The sequence below is a fragment of the Clostridium algoriphilum genome (assembly GCF_020443705.1).
Taxonomy (GTDB): domain Bacteria; phylum Bacillota; class Clostridia; order Clostridiales; family Clostridiaceae; genus Clostridium_AD; species Clostridium_AD algoriphilum.
Map to the genome: position 1 here is coordinate 20,715 of NZ_JAIZZK010000019.1, position 15,117 is coordinate 35,831.

The 15,117-nt window shown below is 30.0% G+C and carries 18 protein-coding genes and 1 tRNA gene; 17 read left to right on the forward strand and 2 right to left on the reverse strand.

Annotation, left to right across the window (positions count from 1 at the left end; translation table 11 throughout):
• Window positions 1-9: 9 nt before the first annotated feature.
• The gene (gene ytvI / locus LGK95_RS13850) at window positions 10-1,062 is read right to left on the reverse strand and encodes a sporulation integral membrane protein YtvI (protein WP_226125379.1); all 1,053 of its coding nucleotides are present in this window, start codon (window positions 1,060-1,062) and stop codon (window positions 10-12) included.
• 10 nt (window positions 1,063-1,072) lie between these two features.
• On the reverse strand, window positions 1,073-2,227 hold the full coding sequence (locus LGK95_RS13855; protein WP_226125380.1) for an aminotransferase class V-fold PLP-dependent enzyme: 1,155 nt from the start codon (window positions 2,225-2,227) through the stop codon (window positions 1,073-1,075).
• A gap of 306 nt (window positions 2,228-2,533) precedes the next feature.
• Here LGK95_RS13855 and LGK95_RS13860 point away from each other — a divergent pair, with 306 nt between their 5' ends.
• The 17 genes from LGK95_RS13860 (at window position 2,534) to LGK95_RS13940 (ending at window position 15,103) form a co-directional block, all read left to right on the forward strand.
• Window positions 2,534-2,794, forward strand: a complete 261-nt coding sequence (locus LGK95_RS13860; protein ID WP_226125381.1) for a putative Se/S carrier-like protein — start codon at window positions 2,534-2,536, stop codon at window positions 2,792-2,794.
• A gap of 46 nt (window positions 2,795-2,840) precedes the next feature.
• Window positions 2,841-3,062 (forward strand): DUF951 domain-containing protein, encoded by a 222-nt coding sequence (locus LGK95_RS13865; RefSeq protein WP_226125382.1) that lies wholly within the window; start codon window positions 2,841-2,843, stop codon window positions 3,060-3,062.
• 93 nt (window positions 3,063-3,155) lie between these two features.
• Window positions 3,156-3,443: a 30S ribosomal protein S6 gene (gene rpsF, locus LGK95_RS13870; RefSeq protein WP_226125383.1), complete on the forward strand. Its 288-nt coding sequence runs from the start codon at window positions 3,156-3,158 to the stop codon at window positions 3,441-3,443.
• Between the two features lie 11 nt (window positions 3,444-3,454).
• On the forward strand, window positions 3,455-3,895 hold the full coding sequence (locus LGK95_RS13875) for a single-stranded DNA-binding protein (RefSeq protein ID WP_226125384.1): 441 nt from the start codon (window positions 3,455-3,457) through the stop codon (window positions 3,893-3,895).
• Window positions 3,896-3,920: 25 nt separating this feature from the next.
• Window positions 3,921-4,184 (forward strand): 30S ribosomal protein S18, encoded by a 264-nt coding sequence (gene rpsR / locus LGK95_RS13880; protein WP_165411833.1) that lies wholly within the window; start codon window positions 3,921-3,923, stop codon window positions 4,182-4,184.
• Between the two features lie 330 nt (window positions 4,185-4,514).
• Window positions 4,515-4,829, forward strand: coding sequence for a MazG-like family protein (locus tag LGK95_RS13885; protein ID WP_226125385.1), 315 nt, complete (start codon window positions 4,515-4,517; stop codon window positions 4,827-4,829).
• A 15-nt stretch (window positions 4,830-4,844) separates the two neighbouring features.
• A complete protein-coding gene (locus tag LGK95_RS13890; RefSeq protein WP_226125386.1) occupies window positions 4,845-5,852 on the forward strand; it encodes a DUF2232 domain-containing protein in 1,008 nt (335 codons plus the stop codon).
• Window positions 5,853-5,865: 13 nt separating this feature from the next.
• Window positions 5,866-7,857 (forward strand): DHH family phosphoesterase, encoded by a 1,992-nt coding sequence (locus LGK95_RS13895; RefSeq protein ID WP_226125387.1) that lies wholly within the window; start codon window positions 5,866-5,868, stop codon window positions 7,855-7,857.
• A complete protein-coding gene (gene rplI, locus LGK95_RS13900; RefSeq protein ID WP_226125388.1) occupies window positions 7,857-8,300 on the forward strand; it encodes a 50S ribosomal protein L9 in 444 nt (147 codons plus the stop codon). The genes LGK95_RS13895 and rplI overlap by 1 nt, the downstream gene beginning before the upstream one ends.
• A 70-nt stretch (window positions 8,301-8,370) precedes the next feature.
• Window positions 8,371-10,269 carry a Lon family ATP-dependent protease gene (gene lonC / locus LGK95_RS13905; RefSeq protein ID WP_226125389.1) on the forward strand — a complete coding sequence of 633 codons (1,899 nt, stop codon included), beginning with the start codon at window positions 8,371-8,373 and terminating at the stop codon, window positions 10,267-10,269.
• A gap of 97 nt (window positions 10,270-10,366) precedes the next feature.
• Window positions 10,367-11,698, forward strand: coding sequence for a replicative DNA helicase (locus LGK95_RS13910; protein ID WP_226125390.1), 1,332 nt, complete (start codon window positions 10,367-10,369; stop codon window positions 11,696-11,698).
• A 346-nt stretch (window positions 11,699-12,044) separates the two neighbouring features.
• The gene (locus LGK95_RS13915; protein WP_226125391.1) at window positions 12,045-13,100 is read left to right on the forward strand and encodes a ParM/StbA family protein; all 1,056 of its coding nucleotides are present in this window, start codon (window positions 12,045-12,047) and stop codon (window positions 13,098-13,100) included.
• A 2-nt stretch (window positions 13,101-13,102) separates the two neighbouring features.
• Window positions 13,103-13,480 carry a hypothetical protein gene (locus tag LGK95_RS13920; protein ID WP_226125392.1) on the forward strand — a complete coding sequence of 126 codons (378 nt, stop codon included), beginning with the start codon at window positions 13,103-13,105 and terminating at the stop codon, window positions 13,478-13,480.
• Window positions 13,481-13,624: 144 nt separating this feature from the next.
• A complete protein-coding gene (locus LGK95_RS13925; RefSeq protein WP_226125393.1) occupies window positions 13,625-13,954 on the forward strand; it encodes a zinc-ribbon domain and TM2 domain-containing protein in 330 nt (109 codons plus the stop codon).
• A 28-nt stretch (window positions 13,955-13,982) separates the two neighbouring features.
• Window positions 13,983-14,058 (forward strand) — tRNA-Thr (locus tag LGK95_RS13930).
• A gap of 157 nt (window positions 14,059-14,215) precedes the next feature.
• Window positions 14,216-14,368, forward strand: coding sequence for a hypothetical protein (locus tag LGK95_RS13935; protein WP_226125394.1), 153 nt, complete (start codon window positions 14,216-14,218; stop codon window positions 14,366-14,368).
• Window positions 14,369-14,506: 138 nt separating this feature from the next.
• Window positions 14,507-15,103 carry a sugar O-acetyltransferase gene (locus LGK95_RS13940; RefSeq protein WP_226125395.1) on the forward strand — a complete coding sequence of 199 codons (597 nt, stop codon included), beginning with the start codon at window positions 14,507-14,509 and terminating at the stop codon, window positions 15,101-15,103.
• The last annotated feature ends 14 nt before the right edge of the window (window positions 15,104-15,117 follow it).

Genomic DNA, 15,117 nt, shown 5'->3' on the forward strand with positions numbered 1-15,117 from the left:
TTTTCTATTCTATAAAACTTTAACTTTTCTTAATATATTATAAAATACCAATAAAAACATACAAAATAACATACCGACTATACCATTTGCTTTAAGTCCTATAAATATAGAAGCAAGAACAGCCACAGGGTGGATGCCTAGTGAAGATGATACAATCTTAGGTTCAATAATTTGTCTTACAATTGTAATAATTATATAGGATATTAAAAGTCCTAAAGCGGATATATAATTATTAGATATAAAAAATATAATTATTAAAGGAAGATATATAGTTCCAATACCGAAAATAGGCAGTAAATCAAATATACCACAGAGTACACTTAGGGTTACAGCATACTTAACTTTAAAAATTAAAAAAACAACTAATGTTTCTAAAAATGTTATAGTTATTATTAATAGATATGAAAGTAAGTAGTTTTTCAACATTTTTTTTGATTCATCAAATATATAATGTATTCTGTCTTCATTTTTAGATGGAATCAAATTAAACTTTTTTCTATCTGTTGATGATAAATCTTTTGTGAAAAAATATGTAGTAAGTAAAGTAAATAATAATACCATCAGAACATATGGTATGGCAGATACAAAATCTAGAGTTTGTGAAAATATTTTTGTAGATGCATTCATACTAATATTTATGGTTTTAGTTATATAGTTAGTAATATTTGATTCTATATTGTTAATTATAGTAGGATCTAAATTTTTATAATAATTTTGTAAATTACTGAAAAAATTAAGTATAATGTCTTTATTTAAGGTAATATACGATTGAATATATTTAACAAGTTGTATTGATTCTGAGGTTAAAGTAGTGATTATTATAGACAATAATATGACAATTATAGTAAAGAATATCGTAGTAGTAAATAATGAAGCTATAGTATTTTTAATCTTCAGTTTTCTCATTAAATATATAGTTGGTATTTTAAGGAATGAAGCTAAAATAAGAGCAAATACAAAGGGGAGCGTGTAACCTATAGTTCCAAAGAAAATTACAAAAACAAATGTATACAAAACAAAAAAAATAGATAATTTATCGATTTTTTTAAAAATATTTTCCATCTATTTTAAATCACACCTTTCTAATAATAGTATTGAGAGCGCTTAGGGTATAATTAATATCTTTAATATCGTTAAAAGGGCCAATGCCAAATCTTAAAGTACCAGATGGATATGTCCCGATAGTTTTATGAGCATTTGGTGCACAGTGAAGTCCGGTTCTTGTTGTAATTCCATACTCACTATCTAGAATAAATCCTAAATCTGAATTATCAATTTTTGATGAATTGATAGAAATGGTAGCAGTTCTCTTCGATGAACATTTGGAACCATAAACATTAATTGAAGATATATTTAATAGCCCATCTATAAAAGATTTACATAAATATTCTTCGTTTTTGCGAATTGACTCTAATCCTTCGGAATTAATAAAATTAAGACCTTCTAAAAGGCCTGCTATACCTGGGGCATTTAAGGTTCCACTTTCAAATTTATCAGGTAAGAAATCTGGTTGAACAATACTAGACGAAAGACTACCAGTACCGCCTTCTATAAATGAAGTACACTGCTGATTTAATTTATCGTCAATTATGAAACCACCTGTGCCTTGAGGGCCTAGCAAACTTTTATGCCCTGTAAAAGCTAAAGCATTACAATTTAATTTATAGAAGTCTAATGGTAGCACTCCAGCAGTTTGAGCTGCATCTATAATAAAATAAATATTTTTATTCTTACATATTTCACCTATGGCCTCTAGAGGTTGAATACTTCCAATGATGTTAGAGGCATGTGATAAAACTACTAATTTTGTGTTAGGTTTAAGTTTATTTATAAAATCATCTACATTAATGAAACCTTCTTTTGAACAAGGAAGAATGTCTAGTTCTATAATACCTTTTTGGAAAAGAGAGTTTAATGGTCTTAACGTAGCATTATGATCCATTGAAGAAGTTATTACGTGCCATCCGGTTTGTACAGATGATTTTATAAGAGTATTTAATGAAGTAGTAATATTTGGTGTAAAAATTACATTTTCAACTTTATCAAAGTGGAAAAAATCCATAATTGCGTATCTACAATTTAAAATAACTCTATTTCCGGCGAGTGAAGCAGTTGATACACCTCTTCCGGGGTTTGTGCCTATATTCATCATATAATTCATCATTGAAGAATATACCTCTGGCGGTTTGGGAAATGTAGTTGCTGCGTTATCTAAATATACTTTCATGATTCCCTCCAGTTTAATACTATAAGTTAATAGTATTACTATATTTTATAGAAAAATACAGTAGCGATCAACATTATAAAAACATGTTTAATTTTGTTTCCATATGATTAAAACTATAAATAGTTTATAATAAAATTAGTTAATGTATAATATATAACTTTATATAAGGCACAATCATACATCATAACTGTATATTTTCAAATTAACATATAATATAATATTATAATCTAAAGTTTTGTAATTGTATATGAAATGAGAAGGTTTAACAAACATGTTAACTATAAAATAAAAAGCAGGGTGAAAACATTGGAAAAATATTATTTGGTAACATTTCAAAATACACATGAAGCTATGAAAGCTGAGAGAGAAGCTCTGAGAAAACGGGTTAAGGTAGTAGTTGTACCTACACCTACGCATATAACTAAAAGTTGTGGTATAAGTTTAAAAATAGACGACGAGAATATTAAAAGCACAATTAAACTTATTGAGGCAGATATCATAAAAGTAAAAAAAATTTTTGCCGTAGATGAAGAAGGTATAAGAACTATGAGTATCGAGTTAATATAAGTATATAACATAAAATATTTAGCAAGAGTTAAAGGTGGGATGGTTAATGAAAGTATTTAATTTAGGTGACATTGTTGAAATGAAAAAAATTCACCCTTGCGGTAGTAAAAATTGGGAAATTATAAGATTGGGTGCCGATATAAAAATAAAATGTTTAGGGTGTGGAAGGATAGTAATGCTTCCACGAATTAAGTTTGACTCCGGAGTGAGAAAAATTATAAAAAATAATGCACTAAACAAAGAAAGTATACTTAAAAAAGAAGAATAACTTGATTAATGTAGAATTAAGTGATATAATTTATTATTGTAATCCCTGCCGTGCAATGCATGGCCGTTAGTCCGAGGGGAGGAGGTGAAATTAATGAGAAAATATGAAACTATATTCGTATTACATCCTTCATTAGACGAAGAAGCTGTTAAAGCTAACGTTGAAAAGTTTAAAGGTGTAATAGAAAATAATGGTGGAGAAGTTGAAAATGTTGATGCGTGGGGCAAAAGAAAATTAGCTTATGAGATACAAAAAGTAAGTGAAGGTCACTATACATTGATAAATTTTAATTCAAACCCTGATTTACCGAAAGAATTAGATAGAGTATTCAGAATTACTGACAGTGTTATAAGACATATCATAATAAATCCAGAAAAATAGGTGGTGTTTTTATGAATAAAGTTGTTTTAGTTGGTAGATTGACAAAAGATCCTGAGCTAAAGTTTGCTCAAGGAACAGGAACAGCTGTAGCCACTTTCACTGTAGCCGTTAATAGAAGATTTAAAAGAGAAGGTCAACCAGATGCAGACTTTATACCAATAGTGGTATTTGGAAAGCAAGCGGAAGCCACTGCCAATTACATGAGTAAGGGCAAACTTTTAAGCGTTTCTGGGAACATTCAAACTAGAAATTATGAGGCTAAAGATGGAAATAGGAGATATGTTACTGAAGTGATTGCTGATGAAGTTGACTTCCTTGAATGGGGAGGAAATAAATCATCAGATACGAATACTAATCAAGGTGGAAATAGAAGCGAATCAAATGCTAAATCTCAAGATTTTGGCAGTGATAGCGATATAACACCAATTGATGATGGAGATATACCATTCTAATATTAGGTAAGGAGGGAAAAAATCAATGGCTATGAATGAACATAAAAGAAGCGGCGGCGGTGCTGGTGGAAACAGAAAGAGAATGAAAAGAAAAGTTTGTGCTTTCTGTATGGATAAAGCAACTGCAATCGACTATAAAGATATAAATAAATTGAGAAAATATGTTACAGAAAGAGGAAAGATTCTTCCAAGAAGAATTTCTGGAAACTGTGCAAAACACCAAAGAATGCTCACTGTATCTATTAAAAGAGCAAGAAACATAGCATTATTACCATTTACTACTGAATAGTAAATGATTGAAAGCAGCGCCTTAAGGTAGCTGCTTTTATTTTTTTAATATAAAATGAAAGTTTTTAGAAAATAATTAATATATAATAAAAATATAAATATAAATATAAATATAAATATAAATATAAATATAAATATAAATATAAAATTGTATATTCTGTAGTGTGATTTGTAGTATACTTATAATTGTAACCCATATAATGTAAACATAAAGAGTAAGATATGTTAGATTATGAATTGTTTATATAAAAACAAACTTTAGTTGCATAAATTTAGAAAACTAACTAAAATAGAGTTATAAGCATAAGCCTACAAGGGGAGATGATATACTATGAAAAAGGATGATTTTAATATTATGTCTAATGTTAAGTTAATTGAAAATTTGAAGGCTGAGCTACTATGTATAATAGGAGATTTCTTCAAGTTGCTAAGTAAAGGGAGCAATGTTGCTCAAGATGCCATACTCGATTGCATTTCAGGGGCAATAATACTTTTATATATATTAGGTGAAAGGTTAGGCTATTCAAGTGTGGCTGTGGATGAGAGTATGAAAAAGAAACTCAAGATAGGAATAGTTGAAGGAGATAATATAGAAAAGGATGGAAAGGATTTAAGCAAGTTATATACGCATATAAAGGGAAGATAAATACTGGAGGAAAAAATGGAGAATAATAATTATAGTACAAAGGCAATTGTAGAGGCTTCACTTATATCTGTTATAATATCAGTGATAATGATTATAACAGGATACTTGCCAATTGTATCATTTATAGGATCATTAATATTACCAATTCCTGTAGCGGTGCTTTACATAAGGCATAATAAAAAAATAACAATCACTGCTACATTTGTAAGTATAATATTAGTATCTTTAGTCTATAATCCAATAATGGCAATATATTCTGCTATAACTTATAGTATTATTGGTATTGTACTTGGGTACTGTGTTAAGAAAAATAAGGAATCATCTATAACTTTAATATTTTTAGCTATCGGTTCTGGAATATCGAATATATTAACCGTAGCTTTTTCTATGTTATTTATAGAAAAAGTAGGTTTTGTAGATTTTCTTTCTAAAAATTTGGAATTTATGAAAAGGGCAATGAAAGTATCCTTTGATAGCACAAAGAGCCTTTATTTACAATCCGGAATAACGCCAGAGCAATTAAAGCTTTTAGATAAAAATTTAGAAATGATGAACAAAATAGATGTTGCTTTAATTTTGGCATTTATACCTGCAGGTCTTTTAATTTTTTCCTTTATATCAGCCTACTTAAATTATATAGTGGCTAGAGCAATATTAAAAAAGTTAAATTATAAAATGGATGCAGTATTACCTTTAAGCAGAGTTTACGTTTCGAACATTGTGGGGGCTGTATTAATAGGTATAGTTTGCATAGGAATAATACTCGCATCAAGGAATATTCCTGGTGGGGAGTATATACAAAAGTCCTCTGAATTCCTAATACTCTTTGTATTCATTATAAATGGAATTGCGGCAAGTACATATTTTTTAAGGGTTAAAAGAAACATATCGAAGCCTTTAGTAATATTAATTCTGGTTTTAACAATACTTTCGCCTCTTTGTAATATTTACTTTTCAATAGGACTCATGGAAATGGCATTTGATTTTAGAAGGCTAGATCCATATAGAATTAAAAGAAAATAATTGGGGGCTAATTATGGACAATAAATATAATTACTTTAATGTAAATAATAAAATATATATGGTGACAATGGCCCTACTCATATATATAATATTTTATTATGGACATTTTCAAGTAGGATTAGTAACACTCGGACTATACGCAATACTTGTAGTGTATAATATATATAACTCGAAAATAAAAAAAGGCGAATGGAAAAAGTTTATAGAAAATTTTTCTTCTAAACTTGATATAGCAACTACAAGTACTTTAGTTAAACTTCCATTTCCTTTAATAATAATAGGATATATGGGAAACATTTTATGGTACAATCAAAGTGTAACAACAATGCTTGAGGGAGAAGACCTTTTAAACAAAAATATTAGAGACATAATTAAGGAACTAAATTTGAAACAAGTTTTAGAAGGAAAAAAGAATTTGTTTCCAAATATTAAAATAAAAGATAATTGTTATGAGATTTACACAAATATTGTGGATACAAATGAGAATAAAAATATTAAAGACAAGATTATGCTCTTATATTTTTATGATACAACTGAAAAAACCAATTTAATAAAAGGCATCAACGGTAATCGTGAAAGTGTTATGTTAGTAGAAGTTGATAACCTTGATGATGTTGTTAAAACTACAGAAGAAGATAAGGCACCGCTACTCGTAGCAGATATTGAGAGAACAATAAATAGCTATAGTCAGAGTGTAAATGCTGTAGTAAAGAAGTATACATCAAGTAAATATGTTATTATAGTTCAAGACAAGTATATTGAAAAAGAAATAGAAAAGAAATTTGATATACTAGATAGTATAAGAGAAATAAGTAATGGTAATAAGCTTGCAGTTACTTTAAGTGTGGGTGTAGGAAGGGGAGAAGATACACCTCTAAAAAACTATGAATTTGCGACATCAGCGAAAGAACTTGCTTTAGGTCGCGGTGGCGATCAAGTAGTAGTAAAAAAGGGTGATAAATTATCTTTCTTTGGAGGGAAAACAAAAGAAGTTGAGAAAAGAACTAAAGTGCGTGCGAGAGTCATAGCACATGCACTAATGGATTTAGTAAATGAGAGTAATACAATATTTATTATGGGGCACAAAAATGCTGATCCTGATTGTTTAGGTTCTGCGATTGGTCTATATAGTATTATAAAAAGATTAGATAAAGAATGCTATATTATTCTTGAGGGAGTTAATAGTGGTATAAAAAGCATGATGGACATAATACTAGAAGATGAAGAATATAAGAACACTTTTATAACAACTGAAAGATTTAAAAGTGTTAAAAGCTTAAATAGCCTAATAATATTAGTGGATGTGCATAATGAAAGCCATGTGCAGAGTTTAGAAATAGTTAAAGAAGTAGAAAAAGTAGTTATAATTGATCATCATAGAAAATCACAAGACTTTATACAAGGCGCAGTGCTCAGTTATATGGAAACTTACGCATCGTCTACTGCAGAATTAGTTACTGAAATGATTCAATACATGGTAGATAAGCCAAAACTTAAACATATAGAAGCAGTTAGTCTTTTGGCAGGAATATGTGTGGATACAAAGAATTTCAGTTTTAAAACAGGGGTTAGAACCTTTGAAGCAGCAGCATTTTTGAGGCGTCATGGCGCAGATACTATGGATGTTAAAAAGATGTTTTCAGACGACTTGAATGTTTTCTTAAAGAAAGCTGATATTATAAGATCTGCAAAAATTAAAAATGAAATTGCCATAGCAGTTTGTCCGAAAGACATAGAAGATTCTGTAATAGCAGCTCAGGCGGCGGATGAACTTTTAAATATCACTGGTATTGAAGCATCATTTGTTATTGTTAAAATAGAAGATGAAGTATTTATAAGTGGAAGGTCTCTTGGTAAAATAAATGTTCAGTTAATACTGGAAACATTAGGTGGAGGCGGACACATGACTATGGCGGGTACTAAATTCACTTCGATGAAACTTGAAGAAGTAGTGGATAAATTAGATGAAGCAATTGAAGAATACATAAAGGAGGATGAAAAATAATGAAAATTATATTATTAAAAGATATTAAAAGTATGGGTAAAAAGGGTGATGTGGTAAATGCCGCAGATGGATATGCTAGGAATTATTTATTTCCTAGGCAATTAGCCCAAGAAGCTACAGAACCAAACATGCACATATTAACTAAGAAAAATGACATAGAAAGAAAAAAGAAAACATCTGAAATTGAAGATGCACAGAAATCAGCAAATGAACTTAAAGATAAGGTTGTAAAAATAATTGGTAAAGCCGGCGAAAATGGTAAACTTTTCGGTGCAATTACAAGCAAAGATATAGCGTTAGCGATAAGTGAACAATGCAATTTAGATATAGATAAAAAGAAAATAGTAACAGACACAATAAAATTATTAGGAACTTATGATGTAGAGATTAAAATATATCCAGAAATATCTACTAAGATAAAAGTTCTTGTTTGTGAGCAATAATCATATAAAACGAAGGGAGGAAACGCTCTAGTAAATAAGCGATAATTTTATTTATTAAAGCGGATCAAGTTTGAAGACATTAATTGAAAATCAGAGCGCAGAACAGATAGTGAAAGATGCATTACCACTAGACACACAAATTGACGTTTTATATGAAATAATGAGGAATGTACTTGACGAGGGCAGTATAAAAGCTAAAACTATAAAATTCAAACTCCAAAAATACGTTAAAAGCGAAGATATATATAAAAGGGTATATGCACTTAACAAGATTATTAGTAACGGTAAAGGTATTGAAGCTATCCCTAATGAAAATAATATACAAGAGGTGCTAAACAGCACCGACGAGTGGTTGACTGATGAAATAGCCAAAAGATATGTTCAAAATAAAATAGAAGCAGATGTAGAAAAAAATCTAATGGAAAAGCAAGATAAATATATTGATGAAATAAGACTCGGAATAATCAAGAAACAAAAGGGTCCTGAAAATGCTAAGACAAAAAAGAAGTATAATGAATTAAAAGCACTTGATAGTAGAAAACTTACTAAAAATATACAAGCTATGTTAAGACCAGAGAATTTTAGTGAAATAGTTGGGCAAGAAAGAGCCATAAAATCTCTTATATCAAAAATGGCATCACCGTATCCTCAACATATTATTCTTTATGGACCGCCAGGAGTTGGTAAGACCACTGCGGCTAGACTTGCTCTTGAGGAAGCTAAAAAGCTAAGTTACACTATTTATGATGAAGATGCTAAATTTGTAGAAGTGGATGGTACAACACTAAGATGGGACCCAAGAGAAATAACAAATCCACTGTTAGGTTCAGTTCATGACCCAATATATCAGGGAAGTAAAAGAGACCTTGCTGAGGGTGGAATTCCTGAACCAAAACCAGGACTTGTAACAAAAGCACATGGAGGAGTATTATTTATTGATGAAATAGCAGAACTTGATAGTATACTTCAAAATAAGTTGCTTAAAGTATTAGAAGATAAAAGAGTTGAGTTTTCATCATCTTATTATGATCCTGAAGATGAAAACACACCTAAATATATAAAATATTTATTTGATAAAGGGGCTCCAGCAGATTTTGTTTTAATAGGGGCTACCACTAAAGAACCATCAGAAATAAACCCAGCATTAAGATCGAGATGTACTGAAGTTTATTTTGAACCATTAACTGCAATGGACATAGAGAATATCGTAGTAAATGCTGCTGACAAATTAAAAGTTGAAATTGGAGATGGAGTAGCACAAACTATTGGAAGATATACTATTGAAGGAAGAAAAGCTATAAATATATTAGCAGATGCTTATGGATATGTTTTGCATAATAGAAAGCAAGCAGATGACTCACACGTTAAAATTGAGATGGAGGATTTGTCAGATGTTATATCTATAAGTAGATTATCACCTTATGAGGAATTAAGTGATGAGGTAAAATTTGAAGTTGGTCACATATATGGTCTTGGAGTATCAGGTTATATAGGATCAACTATAGAAATAGAAACATCAGTATTTGAGGCTAAGGAAAAAGGTAAAGGTCAAGTAAGATTTAATGATACTGCTGGAAGTATGGCTAAAGATTCGGTATTTAATGCTGCATCTGTAATAAGAAAAACAACCAATAAGGATATTAAGGATTATGACATACATGTAAATATAGTAGGCGGAGGTAAGATTGATGGACCGTCTGCGGGAGCAGCTATAACTGTATGTATAATTAGTTCACTTATAGATAGACCTATAAGGCAGGATGTTGCAGTAACTGGGGAGATATCCCTAAGAGGAATTATAAAACCAGTAGGTGGCATATTTGAAAAAATTTATGGCGCAAGAAGAAAAGGGATTAAGCTTGTTATCCTTCCTAAAGATAATGAAAAAGAAGTACCTACAGGTCTAAAAGATATTGAAACAAAAACTGCATCAAACATTGAAGAACTAATGAAATTAGTTTTTATGTAAAGTACAATTAATTATAATTAATGGCCCTGTTAAATCATCACCTTAGGTGCTGCATTTTTAGCAGGGCATAAAACATTAGTTTAGGAGAGATAAAAAAATGGATACACAGCTTAGAAGTCTGCCTTATAACTTAGAAGCAGAACAATCTGTAATTGGATCAATGCTTATAGATAAAACAGCTATATCAAGCGTCGTTGAGGTTTTGAAAGCTGATGATTTTTACAGAGATTCACATAAAGTTATATTTAGTGCCATATTTGATTTATATCAAAAGGACACACCTATTGACATGATTACTTTACTTGAGCATTTACGTTCTGCTGAAAAGTTAGAAGCTTCAGGAGGAATTACTTATATATCAGAGATAAGTAACTCAGTACCATCCACTGCTAATTTAAGCTCGTATATAAAGATTGTAGATGACAAATCTATTTTAAGAAGACTTATTAGAGCATCTACTGAAATCATGGAAAATTGTTATAATAAGCAGGATGATGTAGATGCAGTAATGGATCTTGCAGAGCAAAAGGTCTTTAATATATCAGAGAAAAAAAATACTGGTGATTTTGAACCAATGAATACGGTGCTAGAGAGAGGTTTCTTAGAAATAGAAAGAATTTTTAATAATAAAGGGGAAACAACTGGAATATCTAGTGGGTTTCCAGAACTCGATGATAAAACAGCTGGATTTCAAAAGGGAGATATGATTCTTATTGCAGCAAGGCCATCCATGGGTAAAACTACATTTGCACTTAATCTTGCTGAGTATGCGGCTCTTAGGCAAGGAAAAAGTGTAGCTGTATTTTCCCTTGAAATGTCTAAGGAACAACTTGCCTATAAATTGCTTTGTTCAGAAGCAAATGTTGATATGTCAAAGCTTAGACATGGTGATTTAGAAGATAGGGATTGGGAAAACATAGCAAAAGCATCAGGACCGCTAGCTGCTGCTAAAATATTTATTGATGATACAGCAGGAACTTCTGTTATGGATATGCGTTCAAAATGTAGAAAATTAAAAATGGAACATGGTATAGATATGATAGTTATAGATTATCTTCAACTTATGACTGGTAGCAATTCAGAAAGTAGACAACAAGAAGTCTCAGAAATATCAAGATCTATTAAGGCCCTTGCAAAGGAGATGCAATGCCCGGTTATAGCATTATCACAGCTATCACGTGCGCCAGAGCAGAGAACTGACCATAGGCCAATGCTATCTGACCTTAGAGAATCGGGATCTATAGAGCAGGATGCTGACCTTGTTATGTTCTTATATAGAGATGAGTATTATAACGAGGAAACAGAAGATAAAAACGTAGCAGAACTTATAATAGCAAAGCAGAGGAATGGTCCTGTAGGGACAGTAAAACTTGCATGGATAGGTCAATTCAGTAAGTTTGCAAGACTTGATGTAATTCATAGAGATTAAATGTAATTCATAAAGATTTTATAAGAGTAAAATTTAAAATAGGATAACAAAACTTATAAGTTTTGTTATCCTATTTTATTCGTGCATAGATATGTGGAAGAGGTTGCTATAACAGAAATGCTATTAAGGCAGCTTTATTCGAATTATATATATATATCTACATTTGTATATATATATATCTACATTTGTAGAGAGATATATATACATTTACAAGTAATCAGATAGATGTATACAAATAAATTTATAAATATAAATAAATATTTCATTACAAAAGAAGGATTTTCATACAAAATATAGAATATATAATAATATAGTATAATATGAAATATTTAGGAGGAAAAAAATAATGAACTTAACAGAAATATCAAAAAAATATCCTGCATTAAATAAGATGTTAGCATCTGTACTAACTGTAGATATAGGAAATACATTTACGAAATCAAGTACTAATGTAATTTTTGCAAGTAGGGTATCGGCCGTTAGCAAACATGGTTCGAGAGCAACTGGAATAAGTAATATTACCTGGAATGGTAAACTATATACTGTAGGTAATAAAGAAGGTAAGCTTAATATGGAAGCTAATAAATATATGTCAGATCATTATAAGTTAAATTTGCTTAACGCAATTGCACTAAGTTTTAAAGGTGAGACTAAGATAAAGGTAAGACTTGCTGTAGGACTTCCTGCGGAGTACTATATAGATCACAGTATTCCACTTAAGAATGAAATTAAGAAAATGGAAAAGCAATCTATAACTATAAATAATATAACGTATGATATAGAAATTATAGATGTACAAGTGTTTAAACAAGGGGGTACATTAAGTGCTGAAACAATGGAAACATTTAATTATCCAATGTTGCTTCTAGATTTTGGTGGTGGTACTTTAGATGTATCTCATTGGAAATATGAAAAAGATGAATTTGGTAATAAGGTCCTCGGAATGACAAAGGCTAGTAGTTTTGCGCAACATGGGTTTGAGCCAACAATAGAACAACTACTTACAAAGTTTAATTCTGCTGAAGGTTCTGATGGTAATTATGATATATCAGATGCCATTGAATATTTAGAGGACAATGAATTACCATTTGGAGAGGAAAACGTCTTACAAGACATTAAAGACCTAGTATTAAGGCCTTATGTAGAGAAAGCGATTAGTTCAATTAATAGTTCTTTTAAACCGAATACTTGTAAAGATATAAGAATAATAGGAGGGCCTGCAGAATTATTACTAGAATACTTACAAAGTGAATTTATAAAAACTGAGCCTAAACTAATAGATGATAAAAACCCACAATGTGCTAATGCTATATTATTTGCTGAGAGATATAAAGAACTATTAGTTATTGATTACCTAGATGGAAATAAAGAAGTTGCCGCAACAACAATAGAAGGACAATAATTATGGGAGCACTCCGTAAAACTGTATCATCAAACCTAGGAGAGGAAACAGATAAAGATTTAATTAATTATGTGAGCAGTATGGAGAAGAAAGGTATTAATAACTCTAAACTTATAAAGCAGGCCCTAAGGTTTTATAGAGACTACGGAGATAAAGTAAAGCAATTAGATTCTGTAGATATTGCAAATATTTTAGATAACCCTGAAGTTAAAGAATATATAGGCAATATAGTGGGGGAGCTTATCAAAGGTTCTATGTCAAAAATTAACGATGGTATTACTGATGAAAAAGCAGATGAAAAGAAACAAAACAAGGATCTAGATTCTGTTGAAAGTGATTATATGAAAAGGCTTAATTGTGTTAAAGATATGTCGTTATAATGTGGAGTACCACTCCACATTGTTTTTTACTTTATATAATCCATCATTGTTAGAAAAAACACTTCTACATACATATAGTAAAATGTTGTTACATATGATAAAATATAAATGTAGCATTCTAAGTAATGTGAAAAGGGTGATCTAATGTTTTGTCCTAAGTGTAGATCTCAAAATGATGATGGATTAAATTTTTGTAAAAACTGTGGTACCAATCTATTAATTCAATGTAATATGACTGAGACGAGTAATATTAGTGAAAAAAATAGTTTAGTTGCATTATTTCTGTGTATTTTCCTTGGTGCAATTGGTATTCATAGATTTTATGTAGGCAAAATAGGAACAGGGATTTTAATGATGTTAACCTTTGGTGGTTTTGGAATATGGGTGGTAGTTGATTTGATTTTAATTGTTACTAATTTATTTACAGATGTAAATGGATTAAAACTAAATAAGTCTTTATATGTTATTAAATAAATGTAAAGTTTTAAAACTTTTTATATATGCTGAAATAGCTCAGTTGGTAGAGTAACGCACTCGTAATGCGTGGGTCGAGGGTTCAACTCCCTTTTTCAGCTCCAGTTGTGCATTATAGAAATAAAGCTTAAAGTATACATATTAAGCTTTATTTTTTAGCAATTTATTCTTTGATATAAAATATATTATAGTATACGCTTTTATATGAAATTTGAGGTATAATTAAACTATGTAAACTTAATTACAGATTGGAGATAGACAATGAAATTAATGTGTAAATGTGGAAACATAGAAGATTTAAAAACGGACAATGAAATAGTAAGTTTTGAATTTAGAAATTGTGATGATGGTACTATAGCATTAATTTGTAAAAAATGTAACGAGGTTGTTTTTATAAAATTAAAAAATAGTTAATATACTCTGAGACTAATATCTCGGAGCTTTCTGATTTTTTGTACAAGATTTTAAGGATAACTTAATATATGTTTGTTTAGCTTAAATTGAATGTCTTAATAGTTATGAATTTTATTATATAATATGGAGGTATCTTTTATGAGCGAAAAGGAAAAAATGTTACATGGAAAACCATATAAAGCATCTGGGGAAGAATTAGTATCTGAACGGCAATATGCAAAAGAAATGATATTTGATTATAACATGCTACACCCAAACGAAGATTGTAAGAAGAATGAAATTATAAAGGGCCTATTTCATAATATAGGTAAAAATTTTTATATAGAACCACCGTTTAGGTGTGATTATGGGTATAATATTTCTGTTGGAGAAAATTTTTATACAAACTATAATTGTACTATCTTAGATTGTGCTAAGGTTACAATTGGTAATAATGTTATGATTGCACCGAACGTAAGCATTTTTACAGCAGGACATCCCATTCATCCTGAATTAAGAAATCAATCCATTGAATATGCCTTTCCAATTAATATTGGCAATGATGTTTGGATAGGAGGCGGCGTTATAGTAAACCCAGGAATTACAATTGGTGATAATGTAGTAATTGGATCGGGTAGTGTTGTAACTAAAGATATTGTGTCTAATTCAATAGCTGTAGGTAATCCTTGCAGAGTAATACGGGAAATTACAAATGATGATAAGCAATATTACTTTAAGAAATTAAAAATTAAATAAAACACATATATATA